14 protein-coding genes and 1 pseudogene are annotated in these 16,369 nt (G+C 68.6%); 6 read left to right on the plus strand and 9 right to left on the minus strand.

The window, feature by feature from the left end; translation table 11 throughout:
• Positions 1 to 16: 16 nt before the first annotated feature.
• Positions 17 to 1,033: an amidohydrolase family protein gene (locus tag IEX84_RS00610; RefSeq protein WP_188869043.1), complete on the plus strand. Its 1,017-nt coding sequence runs from the start codon at positions 17 to 19 to the stop codon at positions 1,031 to 1,033.
• 18 nt (positions 1,034 to 1,051) lie between these two features.
• Here the strand turns inward: IEX84_RS00610 and IEX84_RS00615 are convergent, their stop codons facing one another.
• Together IEX84_RS00615 and IEX84_RS00620 are read right to left on the minus strand one after the other, a co-directional pair.
• Positions 1,052 to 2,008 carry a biotin--[acetyl-CoA-carboxylase] ligase gene (locus IEX84_RS00615; RefSeq protein ID WP_188869044.1) on the minus strand — a complete coding sequence of 319 codons (957 nt, stop codon included), beginning with the start codon at positions 2,006 to 2,008 and terminating at the stop codon, positions 1,052 to 1,054.
• A gap of 169 nt (positions 2,009 to 2,177) precedes the next feature.
• Positions 2,178 to 3,974: an acetyl-CoA carboxylase biotin carboxylase subunit gene (locus IEX84_RS00620; protein ID WP_188869045.1), complete on the minus strand. Its 1,797-nt coding sequence runs from the start codon at positions 3,972 to 3,974 to the stop codon at positions 2,178 to 2,180.
• A 110-nt stretch (positions 3,975 to 4,084) separates the two neighbouring features.
• Between IEX84_RS00620 and IEX84_RS00625 the strand changes: the two genes are divergently transcribed.
• Complete coding sequence (locus IEX84_RS00625) at positions 4,085 to 5,473, plus strand: NCS2 family permease (RefSeq protein WP_188869046.1); 1,389 nt, start codon at positions 4,085 to 4,087, stop codon at positions 5,471 to 5,473.
• 9 nt (positions 5,474 to 5,482) lie between these two features.
• Here IEX84_RS00625 and IEX84_RS00630 read toward each other — a convergent pair whose 3' ends face one another.
• The 5 genes from IEX84_RS00630 to IEX84_RS00650 form a co-directional block, all read right to left on the minus strand.
• The gene (locus IEX84_RS00630) at positions 5,483 to 5,752 is read right to left on the minus strand and encodes an acc operon protein (protein ID WP_188869047.1); all 270 of its coding nucleotides are present in this window, start codon (positions 5,750 to 5,752) and stop codon (positions 5,483 to 5,485) included.
• On the minus strand, positions 5,749 to 7,293 hold the full coding sequence (locus tag IEX84_RS00635; protein ID WP_188869865.1) for an acyl-CoA carboxylase subunit beta: 1,545 nt from the start codon (positions 7,291 to 7,293) through the stop codon (positions 5,749 to 5,751). The genes IEX84_RS00630 and IEX84_RS00635 overlap by 4 nt, the downstream gene beginning before the upstream one ends.
• A gap of 64 nt (positions 7,294 to 7,357) precedes the next feature.
• On the minus strand, positions 7,358 to 8,797 hold the full coding sequence (locus IEX84_RS00640; RefSeq protein WP_188869048.1) for a sodium-dependent transporter: 1,440 nt from the start codon (positions 8,795 to 8,797) through the stop codon (positions 7,358 to 7,360).
• 101 nt (positions 8,798 to 8,898) lie between these two features.
• The gene (locus IEX84_RS00645) at positions 8,899 to 10,224 is read right to left on the minus strand and encodes a sodium-dependent transporter (protein WP_188869049.1); all 1,326 of its coding nucleotides are present in this window, start codon (positions 10,222 to 10,224) and stop codon (positions 8,899 to 8,901) included.
• Between the two features lie 65 nt (positions 10,225 to 10,289).
• Entirely contained in the window at positions 10,290 to 11,249 is a 960-nt protein-coding gene (locus IEX84_RS00650) for an NADPH:quinone reductase (protein WP_188869050.1), read from the minus strand.
• Between the two features lie 54 nt (positions 11,250 to 11,303).
• On the opposite strand from IEX84_RS00650, the gene IEX84_RS00655 reads away from it, so the two are divergent.
• Positions 11,304 to 11,489: a hypothetical protein gene (locus IEX84_RS00655; RefSeq protein WP_188869051.1), complete on the plus strand. Its 186-nt coding sequence runs from the start codon at positions 11,304 to 11,306 to the stop codon at positions 11,487 to 11,489.
• Here IEX84_RS00655 and IEX84_RS00660 read toward each other — a convergent pair.
• Together IEX84_RS00660 and IEX84_RS00665 are read right to left on the minus strand one after the other, a co-directional pair.
• The gene (locus IEX84_RS00660; RefSeq protein WP_188869052.1) at positions 11,477 to 11,869 is read right to left on the minus strand and encodes a hypothetical protein; all 393 of its coding nucleotides are present in this window, start codon (positions 11,867 to 11,869) and stop codon (positions 11,477 to 11,479) included. The two genes, IEX84_RS00655 and IEX84_RS00660, sit on opposite strands and share 13 nt — an antisense overlap.
• 88 nt (positions 11,870 to 11,957) lie before the next feature.
• Positions 11,958 to 13,216, minus strand: a pseudogene (locus IEX84_RS00665) (RNA-guided endonuclease InsQ/TnpB family protein).
• A 690-nt stretch (positions 13,217 to 13,906) separates the two neighbouring features.
• Between IEX84_RS00665 and sucC the strand changes: the two are divergent.
• From sucC to IEX84_RS00680, 3 genes are all read left to right on the plus strand, one after another.
• Positions 13,907 to 15,049 carry an ADP-forming succinate--CoA ligase subunit beta gene (sucC, locus tag IEX84_RS00670; RefSeq protein WP_188869054.1) on the plus strand — a complete coding sequence of 381 codons (1,143 nt, stop codon included), beginning with the start codon at positions 13,907 to 13,909 and terminating at the stop codon, positions 15,047 to 15,049.
• Complete coding sequence (gene sucD, locus IEX84_RS00675) at positions 15,046 to 15,915, plus strand: succinate--CoA ligase subunit alpha (RefSeq protein ID WP_188869055.1); 870 nt, start codon at positions 15,046 to 15,048, stop codon at positions 15,913 to 15,915. The genes sucC and sucD overlap by 4 nt, the downstream gene beginning before the upstream one ends.
• A 77-nt stretch (positions 15,916 to 15,992) precedes the next feature.
• Positions 15,993 to 16,355, plus strand: a complete 363-nt coding sequence (locus IEX84_RS00680) for a hypothetical protein (RefSeq protein WP_188869056.1) — start codon at positions 15,993 to 15,995, stop codon at positions 16,353 to 16,355.
• The last annotated feature ends 14 nt before the right edge of the window (positions 16,356 to 16,369 follow it).

Raw genomic sequence — 16,369 nt, forward strand, 5'->3', positions numbered from 1 at the left:
ACCCCACAGGGGACCCATGGAGCTAGAGGGCACGATACTCGCGGGCCGCGACTTCGAGGCCGTGGAGGGTCGCGTGGTCGTCGAGGACGGACGAGTGGCCGCCGTGGAGGAGGCGAACGTCGAGAGCGACGACGTCGTCCTCCCGGCATTCGTGAACGCGCACACGCACATCGGGGACTCGATAGCGAAGGACGCGGGCCGCGGGCTCTCCCTCGAAGAGCTCGTCGCGCCCCCGGACGGGTTGAAACACCGCCTCCTCCGCGAAGCCGACCGGGCGGAGCTCGTCGAGGGGATGCGCCGCTCGCTCTCGTACATGGCCGAGTCGGGGACGGCGGCGACGCTGGAGTTCCGCGAGGGCGGCGCCGCGGGCGTCGAGTCGCTGCGCGAAGCGAGCGAGGGGGTCGGGATAGACGCGCTCGCGTTCGGCCGCGACGACCCCGACGTCCTCGACGTGTCCGACGGATACGGCGCGAGCGGCGCGAACGACGCCGACTTCACCGTCGAGCGCGGGCGGGCGCGCGACGCCGGGAAACCCTTCGCCATCCACGCCGGCGAGGTCGACGAGACGGACATCCACCCCGCGCTCGACCTCAACCCGGACCTGCTCGTCCACATGGTCCACGCCGACGACGACCACCTCGCGCGCGTCGAGGAGACCGACACGCCGGTCGCCGTCTGTCCGCGCTCGAACCTCGTGACGGACGTCGGCCTCCCGGACGTCCCCGAACTCCTCGCCCACACGACGGTCGCGCTCGGGACGGACAACGTGATGTTGAACTCGCCGTCGATGTTCCGCGAGATGGCCTACACGGCGAAACGCTACGACGTGACGGCCGTCGAGGTCCTGCGGATGGCGACGACCGCGGGCGCGGAAATCGCGGGGCGAAACGACGGGCTGATCGAGGCGGGGCGAACCGCGAACCTCCTCGTGCTCGACGGCGACTCGCACAACCTCGCGGGCTACCGCGACCCCGTCCGGGCGGCCGTCCGGCGCGCGAGCGCGAGCGACGTGAAGCGCGTCCTCCACGCCTGAGCGGGCCGGCCCCTACTGCTACTCCGCCGGGCGGAGGTGCTCGCAGTCGCCGGCGTGGACGACGCGGCGCTCCGTCCCGGTGTCGACGACGAGCGCGCCGACCTCCGTGACGTCCACGGCCTCCCCGACGATTGTCTCGGAGGGGAGCGTGACGCGCACGCGCTGGCCGAGCGTCGCCGCGTGGTCGCGCCACGCGTCGCGCGCCGCGTCGGGGTCGTCGCGGAGGTCGTCGAAGCGTTCGAGGAAGCGCTGGACGAGTCGACGCCGGTCGACCGGGTCGCCGCCGCGCTCGACGAGGAGGCTGGTCGCGTCGGCGTCCGCCGGGAGGGCGTCGGCCGGGACGTTCGCGTTCAGCCCGAGGCCGAGCACGACCCACGAGACCCGCCCGGCCTCGCCCTCCATCTCCGTGAGGAGCCCCGCGAGTTTCCGACCGCCGCGCTCGGCGTCGGGGTCGGGGACGAGCAGGTCGTTCGGCCACTTGATTCGCGCGTCGACCCCCGCCTCGCGGACGGCCCCGCAGGCCGCGGCGCTCGCGGCGACCGTGAGCAGGGAGACGCGTGAGGGGGCGAGCGCCGGCCGGCAGACGACGCTCAGCCAGACGCCGCCCGGGGGTGACGACCACGCGCGGTCGAGGCGGCCGCGCCCGCCCGTCTGCTCGTCTGCGAGGACGACGACGTCCGACGCCCCGTCGGCCGCGAGGTCGCGCGCGCGGTCGTTCGTGCTCGGGAGCGTCTCGTGGTACTCCACCTCGAAGGGAGCCTCACAGCCGTACTCGACGGCGAGGCCGCCGAACTCCGGAATCGCGTCGAGGACGTACCCCTCGCCGGTGCTCTCGATTCCGAAGCCGGCGTCGCGCAGCGCCTCGACGTGCTTCCACACCGCGGCGCGCGAGACGCCGAGGCGGTCCGCGAGCGCGGGGCCGGCCACGGGGCCGTCCGCGAGCGCGTCGAGGACCGCGCGGCGCGTGTCGTTCATGTACGGGAGTATGCGGCGCGCGTAAAAGAGTCGTCCGACACGGGTGGAGGTATGCGGGAGAGCGCCGGGTCGGCTCCACGCGGTCGTGTCCCGCTCCGCCCGCGTCTCGCTCCGCCCGTTCACCCGTATCCCGCTCGTCCGCCCGCGTCCCCGCTAGCTCGGTCGTGGCTCAGTCGACGACGACGAGCGTGTCGCCCATGTCGACGCTGTCGCCCTCCGCGACGGCGACCTCGGCGACGGTGCCGCCGTGGGAGGCGACGACGTCGTTCTCCATCTTCATCGCCTCCAGGACGACGAGGACGTCGCCGGGTTCGACGACGTCGCCGGGTTCGACGTCGACGGAGAGTATCGTCCCCTGCATCTCCGCGGCGACGGTCTCGCCGCCGCCCTCGACGACCGTCTCCGCGTCGTCGTCCGTCGCGTAGTCGGGTCGACTCGCCCCGCCGTCGTCGACGGCGTCGAGGTCGACGTCGCCGAGGTCGGGCGCGTCGTGGGCCTCGAGGTTGACCTCGAAGCGCTTCCCGTTCACCTCGACGGTGAACTCGCGCTCGGTCGTCTCGTCGTCGTCCGCGGGGACGCTCGCCTCGCTCCCCCAGCGCTCCTGGGCTTCGAGGAGACGCGTCTCGTCGAAGCGCTCGTCGAGGTACGTCGTCGTGTGCTCGCCGGCGACGAAGCGCTCGTCGTCGAGCATCAGCCGATGGAAGGGGACGACGGTGACGATGCCCTCGATGTCGTACTCGGCGAGCGCGCGCTTCGCCCGCGCGATGCACTCCTCGCGGTCCGCCCCCGAGACTATCAGCTTCGCCACCATCGAGTCGTAGTCGGTGACGAGGTCGTCGCCCTGCCGGAGCGCGTCGTCGACGCGGACGCCGATGCCGCCCGGCGGGTCGTAGGTGTCGAGGGTCCCGCCGGTCGCGGGCGCGAAGTCGTCCGCGGCGTTCTCGGCGTTGATACGGAACTCCATCGCGTGGCCCTCGACGGTGAGGTCGGATTGGGCGAAGTCGATCTCCTCGCCCGCGGCGACGCGCAGCTGCCACTTCACGATGTCGACGCCCGTAATCTCCTCCGTGACGGTGTGCTCGACCTGGATTCGGGTGTTCACTTCGAGGAAGTAGAACTCGCCCTCGGAGACGAGGAACTCGACCGTCCCGGCGTTCACGTAGTCGGCGGCGGCGACGCCGCGGCGGGCGGCCTCGTGAATCTCCGCGCGGAGGTCGTCGTCGAGGGTGGGGCTCGGGCCCTCCTCGATTATCTTCTGGTGGCGGCGCTGCAGCGAGCAGTCGCGCTCGCCGAGGTGTCTGACCGTCCCGCGTTCGTCCGCGAGCACCTGCACCTCGATGTGTTTGGGGTCCGCGAGGTAGCGCTCAAGGTAGACGGAGTCGTTCCCGAAGTACGCCTCGCCCTCGCGCTTGGCGGCGTCGAGTTGCGCCTCGATGTCGCTCGGCTCCTCGACGACCTTCATGCCGCGTCCGCCGCCGCCGCCCTCGGCCTTGATGGCGATGGGGTAGCCGTGCTCCTCGCCGAACGCCCGGACCGCCTCGGGGTCGCTGACGGGGTCGGTCGTCCCGGGAACGATGGGGACGTCCGCGGCGTCCATCACCTCTCGTGCGCCCGTCTTCTCGCCGAGGCGGCGCATCGACTCGGCGGAAGGGCCGACCCACGTCACGCCCTCGGTCCCGTGGACGCGCTCGGCGAAGTCGGCGTTCTCCGCGAGGAAGCCGTAGCCGGGGTGAATCGCGTCCGCGCCCGACTCCTTCGCGGCCGCGACGATGGCCTCGCCGTCGAGGTACGACTCGGCGGCGCGGGCCGGCCCGACGCGGTAGGCCTCGTCCGCGTACCGGACGTGGCCGGCGTGCTTGTCGGCCTCCGAGTAGACCGCGACCGTCTCGACGCCGAGGTCCGCGCACGCCCGCATCACGCGCACGGCGATCTCGCCCCGGTTTGCGACGAGCACCTTCTCGAACATACACCCGCCTTCCGACAGCGGCCACCTTAGCGTGTCGATTCGTCGTGTCGACAATCGTCGGGAGCGAGACGACACCGCTATACCCGCGTGGGCGCTCCCGGCGGAGGGACATGGCTCTCAGCGACAGACTCGCCGCCGCCTTCGACCTGGCGGCCCACGACACCGACCTCCGCACGGAGGTTCTCGCCGGCCTCACGACGTTCCTCACGATGTCGTACATCGTCGTCGTCAACCCCGCCATCCTCGTCGCCGCCATCGACACGGGCGCGGGCGACGCCGCGACGATGCAGATGCTCGCCGTCGTCACCGCGCTCTCCGCCGGCGTCGCCACGCTCGTGATGGCGGTCTACGCGAACCGGCCGTTCGGCCTCGCGCCCGGCATGGGCCTCAACGCCTTCTTCGCGTTCACCGTCGTCGGCGCGATGGGCGTCCCGTGGGAGACGGCGCTCGCCGCCATCGTCGTCGAGGGCGTGCTCTTCGTCCTCCTCACGCTCGTCGGCGCGCGCGAGTACGTCATCCGGCTCTTCCCCGAGCCCGTGAAGTTCGCCGTCGGCGCGGCGCTCGGGCTCTTCCTCGCCATCATCGGCCTCGAAAAGACCTTCATCGTCGTCGCCGACCCCTCCACGCTCCTCACGCTCGGGGCCGTCGCCTCCGACCCCGTGGCGATACTCAGCGTCCTCGGCCTCTTCCTCACCTTCGGTCTCTACGTCCGGGGCGTCACCGGCAGCATCGTCGTCGGCGTCGCCGTCACGAGCGTCCTCGGGTGGGCCGCGGCCGCCCTCGGCGTCGCCAGCCCCCACGAGTCGGTGCCGCTCGCACCCAGCCTGCCCGCGCCCACGTGGGACGTCTCGCCCCTCGTCGGCGCGTTCCTCCGCGGCCTCGCGGACCTCGACGCCCTCGCGTTCACGCTCGTCGTCCTCACGTTCTTCTTCGTCGACTTCCTCGAAACCGCCGGCACGCTCGTCGGCGTCGGGCAGGCCGGCGGCTTCCTCGACGAGAACGGCGACCTCCCCGAGATGGAGAAGCCCCTGATGGCGGACGCGGTCGGCACCACCGTCGGCGGGATGCTCGGCACCTCCACCGTCACCACCTACGTCGAGTCCGCGACCGGCATCGAGGAGGGCGGACGCACCGGTCTGACCGCGCTCGTCGTCGCGCTCTGTTTCTTCGTCGCGGTCGCGTTCGTCCCGTTCGCCGCCGCCATCCCGCAGTACGCGAGCCACATCGCGCTCGTCGTCGTCGCCGTCCTCATGCTCGGCAACGTCGCCGAGGTCGACTGGCACGACCCGACGCACGCCGTCCCCGCCGGCCTCACGGTCATCGTCATGCCGTTCACGTACTCCATCGCCTACGGCATCGCCGCCGGCGTCATCGCCTACCCCGTGATGAAGGCGTTCGCGGGCGAGCGCGGCGACGTCCACCTCGGCCAGTGGGCCCTCGCCGTCCTCTTCGCCGGCTACTTCGTCCTCCGCACGGGCGGCGTGCTCGGGAGCGTCTGAGCCGCAGAATCAGAAGCGGTCCGCGCGCCCCGCCGCGCTCCACGCGTCCGTCGGCGCGCCGTCCGGCACCCGCTCGCCGCGGCCGTCGGCGCCCGTCGCCGCCAGTCGGCCGGCGAAGCGCCACTTCGCGCCGTCCCACGACGGGTCGTCGTCGCTCGCCGCCGCGGCCGCCGCCGCGAGCGCCGCGCGCTCCTCGTCGAGGTACGCGCCCACCGCCGCGAGCGCGGCCGCCGCCTCCGCGTCGCTCGCCGACGGGGGCGCCTCGACGGCCGCGTTCATAGCGGGATGTTGCCGTGTTTCTTGTCCGGGCCGTCCTCGCGCTTCGTCGAGAGCATCTCCAGGTCGCTGATGAGGCGCACGCGGGTCTCCGCGGGCTCGATGACGTCGTCGAGGAATCCCCGGTCCGCCGCGGTGTAGGGGTTGGCGAACTCCTCCCGGTACTCCTCAACGAGCGCGTCGCGGAGTTCGTCCGGGTCGTCGGCCTCCGCGAGCTCCGAGCGGTAGAGGACGTTGACGGCACCGCGCGGGCCCATCACGGCGATCTCCGCGGTGGGCCACGCGTAGTTGACGTCCGCGCCGAGGTGTTTCGACGCCATCACGTCGTACGCGCCGCCGTAGGCCTTGCGCGTGATGACGGTCAGCAGGGGGACCGAGGCCTCCGAGTAGGCGTAGAGGAGTTTCGCGCCGTGGCGGATGATCCCCTCGTGCTCCTGGTCGGTGCCGGGGAGGAAGCCCGGGACGTCCACGAAGGAGACGATGGGGACGTTGAACGAGTCGCAAAAGCGGACGAAGCGACTCGCCTTCTCGGAGGCGTCGATGTCGAGCGTGCCCGCGTTCACGCGGGGCTGGTTCGCCACGATGCCCACGGAGCGACCATCGAGGCGCGCGAACCCCACGACGAGGTTCTTCGCGTAGTCGGGTTGGACCTCGAAGAACGAGCCCTCGTCCATCACCTCATCGACGACGTCCGTCGCGTCGTAGGGTTTGCGGGGCTCGTCCGGGACGATGTCTTCGAGGGCCTCCGGGCGTCGCTCCGGGTCGTCCCACGGCTCCACTCTCGGGGGGTCCTCGACGTTGTTCTGCGGGAGGTAGGAGAGCAGGCGTTTGATGTTGTCGAGGGCCTGTTCTTCGGTCTCCGCGGCGAAGTGCGCGACGCCGGAGGTCGCGGTGTGCGTCGTCGCGCCGCCGAGTTCGTCGAAGCCCACCTCCTCGCCGGTGACGGTCTCGATGACGTCCGGGCCGGTGATGAACATGTGGCTCGTCTCCTTCACCATGAAGACGAAGTCGGTGAGCGCGGGCGAGTAGACCGCGCCGCCGGCGCACGGCCCCATGATGGCGGATATCTGGGGGACGACGCCGCTCGCCTCCTGGTTCTTGCGGAAGATTTCGCCGACGCCGCCGAGGGACTCGACGCCCTCCTGGATGCGCGCGCCCGCGGAGTCGTTGAGACCGACGACGGGCGCACCGACCTCCATCGCCTTGTCCATGACCTTACAGACCTTCTCGCAGAAGACCTCGCCGAGCGACCCGCCGTAGGCCGTGAAGTCGTGGGCGAAGACGAACGTCTTTCGGCCGTTCACCTCGCCGTAGCCCGTGACGACGCCGTCGCCGGGGAGTTTGTTCTCCTCCATCCCGAAGTTGTGCGAGCGGTGCGTCCGCAGGGCGTCGAACTCGCGGAAGGTGCCGTCGTCGAGGAAGTAGTCGATGCGCTCGCGCGCCGTCATCTTGCCCTTCTCGTGTTGGGACTCGATGCGGGCCTCGCCGCCGCCCTTCTCGGCGCGGCGTTTGCGCTCGCGCAACTCCTCGATGCGCTCGTCCATCGTCATCTGTTGAATCCCGTTTCACCGGACGTCGTCAAAAGGACACCGACACCGACCGCGCTCCTCAGAAGACGGAGTCGGGCCGCCGGAGACCGAGGACGGCCACGGCGGTGAGGACGACCGCGACGGCGAGGACGGCCGTCGAGGACGCGACGGTGACGCCGAGGATGGAGAGCGGCGCCATGGAGACGCCGAGCGTGCTGAGCAGGCGGCTGATGACGGTGAACAGGAGGAATATCGGAATCGGGACGCCGACGAAGAGGAGCCACGGCGAACCGAGGGCGCGCCCGAGTCCGCCCGCGCCAGCCTCGTACTCCTCGAGGGCGTTCTTCCCGAGCACCCAGCCGACGAAGAGCAGGAAGCCCGCGAGACCCGTGGGCATCAGGAGGTTCACGAGCGTGTCCGCGAAGAGGCTGAAGACGCTCGCGTCGAGCGCGCAGATCGCGGCCCCGACGGCGACGACGCCCGCCATGACGCCGGTCGCCCGCGCCCGCGAGAAGTCGCGCTCGTCCACGAGGTAGGCGACCGGTATCTCCAGCATGCTAATCGAGGAGGAGAGCGCGGCGAGGAGGACGACCGCGAAGAAGACGACGCCGAGGAGGCGGCCGACGAGGCCGAGCGTCGAGAACGCGCTCGCCACCGAGACGAAGATCGCGCCGGGACCGCCGCTCCCGACGTCGAGGCCGAAGCTGAACAGCAGCGGGAAGACGAGCAGGCCCGCGAGGACGCCGACGGCCGTGTTGAGGACGGCGATGGTCGTGGCGTCGAAGGGGAGCGAACGCTCCTCGCCGAGGTAGGAGGCGTAGGTTATCATCGTCCCCGTCCCGACCGAGAGCGTGAACATCGCCTGCCCGACGGCCGCCGGGAGGATGTCGAGGAAGTGCGTCCGGAGGTAGGCGAGGTCGGGCGAGAGGAAGAAGGTGAGCCCCGCCATCGAGCCGGGGCGGGTGAACGTCCACCCGATGAGCGCGACGAGGAGGACGACGATGGCGGGCATCATCACCTTCGTCGCGCGCTCGATGCCGCGCTCGACGCCGCCGTAGACGATGGCGGCCGTCGCGGCGAGGAAGAGCAGCGCGAAGCCGAACGCCGGGAGCCCGTAGTTCACGGAGCCGAAGTACGCGCCCGGCTGGGCGAAGTAGCCACCCGTCACCGAGGCGGCGGTGTAGCGGACGAACCAGCCGCCGACGACGGTGTAGAAGGAGACGAGCAGGACGGTCGTACAGACCGCGAGGAGCCCGAACGCGCCCCAGAGGCGCGAGCCGCCCGAGAGCGACCGGAGCGCGCCGACGGGGTTGCGTTTCGAGCGTCGCCCGATGACGAACGCGCCGAGGAGCCCGGGGACGCCGACCAGCACGATGATGCAGAGATAGAGGAGGAGGAACGCGCTGCCGCCGTTGTTCGCGGTCATCCACGGGAAGCGCCAGACGTTCCCGAGGCCGACCGCAGAACCGACCGCGGCGAGGATGAACCCCACCTGTGTCTTCCACGTCTCACGTGTCATGGCACGCCGTAGCGTGCAGGTGCTCAAGAGGGTTTCGTATGCCCTGTGGACGAGCGACGAAAGCGAAAAAACCGCGTTCGAAACGCGAGACGCGCGGGCCCTCAGAAGTACGCGCCGGTCGTCAGGCCCGTGTAGAAGTTCGTCACGCCGAGGTAGAGCGTGTAGGCGACGACGATGGGGATGACGACGCGCACCCACCAGAGCCAGAGCGTCGTCGCGCCCTGCCCGAGGGCGGTGCCGCGCCCGAGTTCGTCGATGGACTCGCGGTTGGCGACCCACCCGGCGAAGAGCGCGATGAACAGCACCGCGATGGGGAGGAGGATGTTGAACACGAAGTCGTTGAACAGCCCGACGTAGCCGTAGGCGGGGACGATGCCGATGACGAAGCTGACGAGTCCGACGCCGACGGCGACCTTCGGGCGGGCGACGTCGTAGCGGTCGACGACGTACGACGCCGGCGCCTCCAGGAGGCTGATCGAGGAGGAGAGCGCCGCGAACAGGAGGACGACGAAGAAGACGAGGCCGATGACCTGGCCGGCCGGAAGCTGGCCGAACGCGCCCGCGAGCGCGACGAACGCGGTGCCGGCCCCCGTCGAGCCGGTGAGTGCGTCCGTCGCGGCGAGGATGGGGAAGACCGCGAAGCCGGCGAGCAGCGCGACGACCGTGTTGAGGACGACGATGATCGCGCTGTCCGCCGGGAGGCTGTCGTCGCGGCCGAGGTAGGAGGCGTACGCGATCATCACGCCGAACCCGAGCGAGAGCGTGAAGAACGCCTGGCCCATCGCCGAGGGGACGATGGAGGTGAAGTTACTGGCGATGACGCCGAAGTCCGGCGAGAGGTAGTACGCGTACCCGGCAGCGGAACCGGCGAGCGTCGACCCCCACGCGGCGAGGCCGACGAGGAGGACGAGTATCGCGGGAATCATGAACTTCGTCGCGCGCTCGATGCCGTCCGCGACGCCGCCCGCGACGATGGCGATGGTGACCGCCATGAAGACGGCGTGTGCGCCGATGGCGACCGTCCCGGAGGAGATGGAGCCGAAGAAGGTGCCGGCTTGGCCGAGGTAGCCGCCGGTGACGCTCCCGACGATGTAGCTGATGACCCAGCCGCCGACGACGCTGTAGAACGAGAGGGTGATGAACGACGCGAAGACGCCGATGGCGCCCGCGAACGTCCAGTTACCGTACCCCAACTCGGAGAAGGCCGAGACCGCGTTCTGTTTCGAGCGCCGCCCGATGACGAACTCGATGAGCATCGTCGGGAAGCCGATGAGGAAGACCGCGAGGAGGTAGACGACGAGGAACGCCGCCCCGCCGTTCGACGCCGTCTGGAACGGGAACGACCAGATGTTCCCCAACCCGACCGCGCTACCCACCGCGGCGAAGATGAATCCGACGCGTGACGTCCACGTCTCTCGTTGTGCCATGTCTACTCACGTGATGATGCGGGGAACTTATTAAGCATATGTTTCCGCGAACCGAGAGGGTCGGCTCAGGGCTCGACGACGAGCTTCCCGAAGAAGGAATCGCCGACGACGGCGCGCTGGGCGTCGGCGGCCTCGTCGAGGCCGTACGTGCGCGCGATTTCGGGCGCGAGCCGGCCGTCCGCGAGCAGCCCGGCGAGCCGGTCGAGTACCGCCCCGATGTCGGGGGTGTTGTACATGCTCATCAGCGAGACGGTGAGCTCCTTCGAGCGCGCGCCCGGGACGTCCGGGAGCGTCGCGGCCGGCTCGGTGTTGCCGAGCGCGACGACGCGCGCGCCGTGAGCGGCGATGTCGGCGTCGAGGCCGAAGTAGTCGTTCAGCCGGTGGTCGACGACCACGTCGGGCGCGCCCGCGGCGGTGATGGCGTCCGCGAGGTCGTCGCGCGCGTAGTCAAGAGTCGTGTCCGCGCCGAGCGTCCGCAGACGGTCGTGGTACGCCTCGCTCGCGGTCGTCGTGACCGTCGCGCCCGCGGCGTCCGCGATCTGGACGGCGGCGTGGCCGACGCCGCCCGAGCCGCCGTGTATCAGGCACGTCTCCGCGGGCTCGACGCCGGCGTGATCGACGAGGGCGCGCCACGCGGTGACGCCGACGACGGCGACCGCCGCGCCCTCCGCGAACGAGACGCCGTCCGGGAGCGCCGCGAGGTTCCCCGCGGGCACCGTGGCGTACTCCGCGTACGACCCCCGGCCGCTCGCGCCGATGCCCGTCCCGAAGACGCGATCCCCCTCGGCCCACGCGTCGACCCCCGGGCCGACGGCGTCGATGATGCCCGCGACGTCGTCGCCGGGAATCGCGGGGAGGCCGGGCAGTTCGTAGTCACCCTCCCGATAGTAGGTGTCGACGGGGTTGACGGCCGCGGCCGCGACGTCGAGTCTGACCTCGCCGTGGCCGGGCTCGGGCGTCGGGACGTCGTCCTCGACCTGCAGTACCTCCGGGCCGCCGGTTTCGTGGTAACGGACAGCGCGCATACGGCCCCCATCGTGCGGCCGGCGAATAAGTGTGGTCGGTGCGTCGCGGGGCCTATGCCCGATCCGGTCTGTCCCGACTGCGACGTCGAGATGGCGGAGACGAACGACGACACGACGGGGACGAACGACCGGATTCACCTCCGCGGCGAGGGCCTCCGGGGCGCGCTCGGCGTCGGCCGCCGGGACGTGGTCGCCTACGTCTGTCCCGCGTGTTCGCTCGTCCGGTTCTACGCGGCGTAGCCGCTCGGGGAGTCCGCCCAGGCCTCCATCGCCATCACGACCATCGAGACGAGGAGACAGATGCCCCAGACGAAGGCGAGCATCCCGAGTTGCGGGAGACCGAGCACTGCCTGAGCCACGAGGGTCGCGGGAAGGAGCCACTGCCCGACGACGAACCCCCAGACTGCGACGGTGCGGCGCGTCCCCGACGTCCCGTACTGATCAACGGCGAGTCCCGTAACGACGGCGAGGATACCGAGGACGCCGAAGTGGGCGTGCGCGCCGACGAGTTGTCCCCAGTAGGGCGGGACACCGACGATGTGGCCCGCGACGTTCCCCATTCCCCACACCATCTGCACCGCGAGCCCGACGAATCCGGACACCTTGAGCACTCTCGACATCGGGGAGTAATGGACAGAATGGATATATAACCGTTATGCCGGCGAGTCGCGCGACGGCCGGTGTGTGTCGCTCAGTCACGTTCCGACACTAGTGAACTACCCTACCCTGCTCGCTCACGGCTTGCGCCGTTCCTCCTTGGGGGTAGGGCTTCCTGTTTCCACGACGCGCTTTGCAGATACGGGTGTATCCACGGAGAGCGCAGTCTCCACAGGCATTGATTCGGAATATCCCACTCCTACGTCTTCGAGGCCGCGAAAAAGAATGTTCCACGCCGCGTTCGCGTCCCTGTCCGCCACAAACCCGCAGGCGGGACAGGAGTGTTCACGGACCCACAACGGCTTCTCCGTCGAAACGCCGCATGAAGCGCACTCTTTCGTCGTCCCTCTCGGGTTGACCGCAACGAAGTGCGTTCCTTCACGCTCGCACTTGTATTCAAGCATCCGGAGAAACGCTCCCCACGCCGAGCCTGCCCGGTTCCGTGAGTTACCCGGGAGTTCGACCAAGCCCTTTGCGTCGAGATTTTCGACCGCTACGAGGTCGTACTCGGTAGCGTAATAGTTCGATAGCTTGTGGAGGAAATCCCGTCGCATCCGCTTGAGGTCAGCGTGGCGTTCGGCTACGACACGGCGTTGTTTCTCCCAATTCGCAGACTCGTGTTCTCTCCGCGAGAGGTCGCGCTGTGCGCGTTCCAACCGCTCGCGCTCGTCGGAGAGGTCAAGCGACCCCACGACGGTTCCGTCGGTGTCGTGAGCGTACTTGAGAATCCCCACGTCGATGCCGACGCACTTCTCGGGATTCTCAGGTGGTTCAGGCGGTTCACGGTCCATTTGGACGCCGAAGGTGGCGAACCACTCGCCCGTCGGCTGCTTCTTGACCGAGACCTGCTTGAGCTTCGCGTCGTCGGGGATGGTGCGGTGGAATCGAATCGGGATGTCCGCGAGTTTCGAGAGAGACAGCACAGTCTGACCGCCCTTCTTGTCGAGCTTGAAGCCAGACTGACTGTACGTGAAACTGCGGAACTCGCGTGGCGGCTTCCACTTGAGATTACCGACGTCGTAGCCGTTCTCCTTGAGTGCGGAGAGCGCTTTGAGGTTGTCGAACAGGCGTTCCACGACGGTTTGGAGAACCTTCGAGTACACGTTTGAAAGGTCGTCCCACCACGTTTTGAGGTCGGGTAGCTCCGACCGTAATGTGGTCATAGACGGCAGTTCGCCATGTTCGTCTTGGTACTCGTTGAGGCGGTAGAGCGTGTGGTTGTACAGTTGCCTACAAATGTCTCGGTGGCGGTCCAACTCTTCACGATGGGTGTCGGACGGCTTGAGACGGTATTTGTAGGCGTAGTACATCCGTTACTCTCGTTCCTCGATTAGTTCGTCCAGTTGTTCGCGGACGAACGACGAGAGGTTGAGGTGTTGGTCCTCAATCCAATCGTCTTGGTCCTCCCGAATGGTGATTGTCTTCCGCTTCACCGTGATGCACACTATACACGATACACGCATAATAATTCCGGCGAGACGTTGGCCTGTGGGACGAGCGTCGACCGTGTATGAAAACTGTACGACGTTGATGAGACGCTTCGTGTCTCGTTCACGCACGAGAGCTATGCTCTCGTGAACGCTGTATCCCATCCCTGCTTGTACCCTCCCGTCGGTCGGCGTTCGCTGAGGAAGGGGCTTAGCGCTACTTTCAGCTGACTCACCTACTCGGGAACCCACCGACGAGTCACAGATGAAGCTGTTCGAGTATCTGAGAGCGTCATCGAGGAGGTGCATAACTAGACGGTGCCGACGACAAGGTATTTGTCCCTTCGTCGTCGTGGTCGTTCTCGAACAATTCGTCAATCTGTCCCGGGAAGTTAGGGTACGGAAATGTCCTAACGCCATCTGATAGGGACATCTCCCTTTTGGCTTGATCCCCTCCTCAGATTGGTACTCCTTGTCGGAGCTGATTCCAAACAGATTTTGGTGGTGGGGTTTCGACTCTGGATTGAGTATGAATAACACTCCGGACGAACGCAGTTTCCAAGCAACCCACAAATGAGGCTGCACGAGTACCAGGCGAAGGACGTCTTCGCCGACGCGGGTGTCCCGACGCCCCCGTCCGCGCTCGCCACGACCGTCGACGAGGTCGTCGAGCACGCGGAGGACATCGGGTATCCGGTCGCGGTGAAGGCACAGGTCCACGTCGGCGGACGTGGGAAGGCCGGCGGCATCAAGCTCGTCGAGAACGCCGAGGAGGCCCGCGAGGCCGCCGAGGACATCCTCGGGATGGACCTCAAGGGCTACCACGTGGACAAGGTCCTCGTCGAGGGTGCGGTCGACTTCAAGAACGAGCTCTACGTCGGGGTCACGATGGACCGCGGCGAGGGCAAGCCCGTCGCCATGGTCTCGACGCAGGGCGGCGTGAACATCGAGGAGGTGGCCGCGGAGAACCCCGAGGCCATCGCCCGCGAACACATTGACCCCGCGTTCGGGATGCATCCGTATCAGGCCCGGAAGGCCGTCTACGACGCGGGCGTCCCCAACGCCGTCGCGCGCGACGTCGCGAGCGTCCTCACGACGCTCTACGACCTCTGGGAGAACAACGACGCGAGCGACGCCGAGATAAACCCCCTCATGATAACCGAGGACGACGAGGTCATCGCGGCCGACGCCGTCCTCAACGTCGACGACGACGCGCTCTTCCGTCACCCCGACCTCGCCGAGATGGAGGACGAGGCCGCGGAGGACGACCTCGAAGCGAAGGCCAACGAGTACGGCTTCGACTACGTCCGTCTCGACGGGAACGTCGGCATCATCGGCAACGGCGCGGGCCTCGTGATGACGACGCTCGACCTCGTCGACTACTACGGCGGGAAACCCGCGAACTTCCTCGACATCGGCGGCGGCGCGAAGGCCGAGCGCGTCGTGAACGCGCTCGACATGGTGTTCAGCGACGACAACGTCGACGCGGTCGTCTTCAACATCTTCGGCGGCATCACGCGCGGTGACGAGGTCGCCAAGGGCATCAACGAGGCGCTCGGGCAGTTCGACGAGATTCCCAAACCCGTCGTCGTCCGCCTCGCCGGCACCAACGCCGAGGAGGGCCGCGAGATTCTGAACGACGAGCTCGTCACGGTCGAGGAGACGCTCGAAGGGGCGGTCCAGCGGACCGTCGAATACGCGGAGGACGAACAATGAGCATTCTAGTCGACGAAGACACCCGCGTCGTCGTCCAGGGTATCACGGGCGGCGAGGGCAAGTTCCACACCGAACAGATGATCGAGTACGGGACGAACGTCGTCGCCGGCACGTCGCCCGGCAAGGGCGGCCAGGAGGTCGCCGGCGTCCCCGTCTACGACACCGTCGAGGAGGCGGTGGAAGAGGAGGACGCCGACGCCTCGGTCGTGTTCGTCCCGCCCGCGTTCGCCGCGGACGCCATCTTCGAGGCCCTCGATACGGACCTCGACCTCGTCGTCGCCATCACGGAGGGCATCCCGACGCAGGACATGGCGAAGGTCAACAAGCGCCTCGACGAGGTCGACACGCGCCTCCAGGGCCCCAACTGCCCGGGCATCATCACGCCCGGCGAGTCGAAACTCGGCATCCTCCCGGGGAACATCTTCTCCGAGGGGAACGTCGGGCTCGTCTCCCGCTCCGGCACCCTGACCTACCAGGTCGTCGACAGCCTCACCCAGCGCGGCATCGGCCAGACGACCGCCATCGGCATCGGCGGCGACCCCATCATCGGCACCTCGTTCATCGACGCCCTCGAAGCGTTCGAGAACGACCCCGAGACGGACGCGGTCGTCATGTGCGGTGAAATCGGCGGCGAGGACGAGGAGGAGGCCGCCGCGTACATCGCCGAGCACATGGACACGCCCGTCGCGGGCTTCATCGCCGGGCGCACCGCGCCGCCGGGCAAGCGCATGGGCCACGCCGGCGCCATCGTCTCCGGCTCCGGTACCGGCACCGCCGAGTCGAAGATCGACGCGCTCAACGAGGCGGGCGTCCCCGTCGGCGACACCCCCGAGGAGGTCGCCGACAACGTCGAAGACCTGCTGTAAGCCGCGACTCGCCGACGCGAACGCGGCTTCGTTTTTTCGACCGGTGGTTCTACCCGTCTCACGCGTCACGTCCCCCCATGGTCGAAGAAGACCTCGGTCGCGCGACGCTCGTCTACGAGAACGCGGACGGCGACACCGTGGAGACGACCGTTCGGAACGAACACCTCGTCTACGTGCAGGACCACTGGCTCCTCGACGTGAGCGACGAGGAGGCCGGGACGGACACCGTCCGGCGCATCCCGATACAGCGCGTCTACCACGTCGAGCGGGAGGTCGAGGCGTTCGAGGACGAACTCTCCACGCTCCGCGGGCGGGTCGAATCGGTCGCGGACGACGTGCGCGACCGACTGCTCGGGGGTGACGGGGAGGAGGACGACACGGGTGAGGAGAGCGACGCCGTCCACATCGACGTCGAGGAGGCCGACGACGTGGACCGCTGACGCTCGACGGAGGC

Origin of the sequence: Halarchaeum rubridurum, from assembly GCF_014647115.1 — an archaeon.
GTDB lineage: Archaea > Halobacteriota > Halobacteria > Halobacteriales > Halobacteriaceae > Halarchaeum > Halarchaeum rubridurum.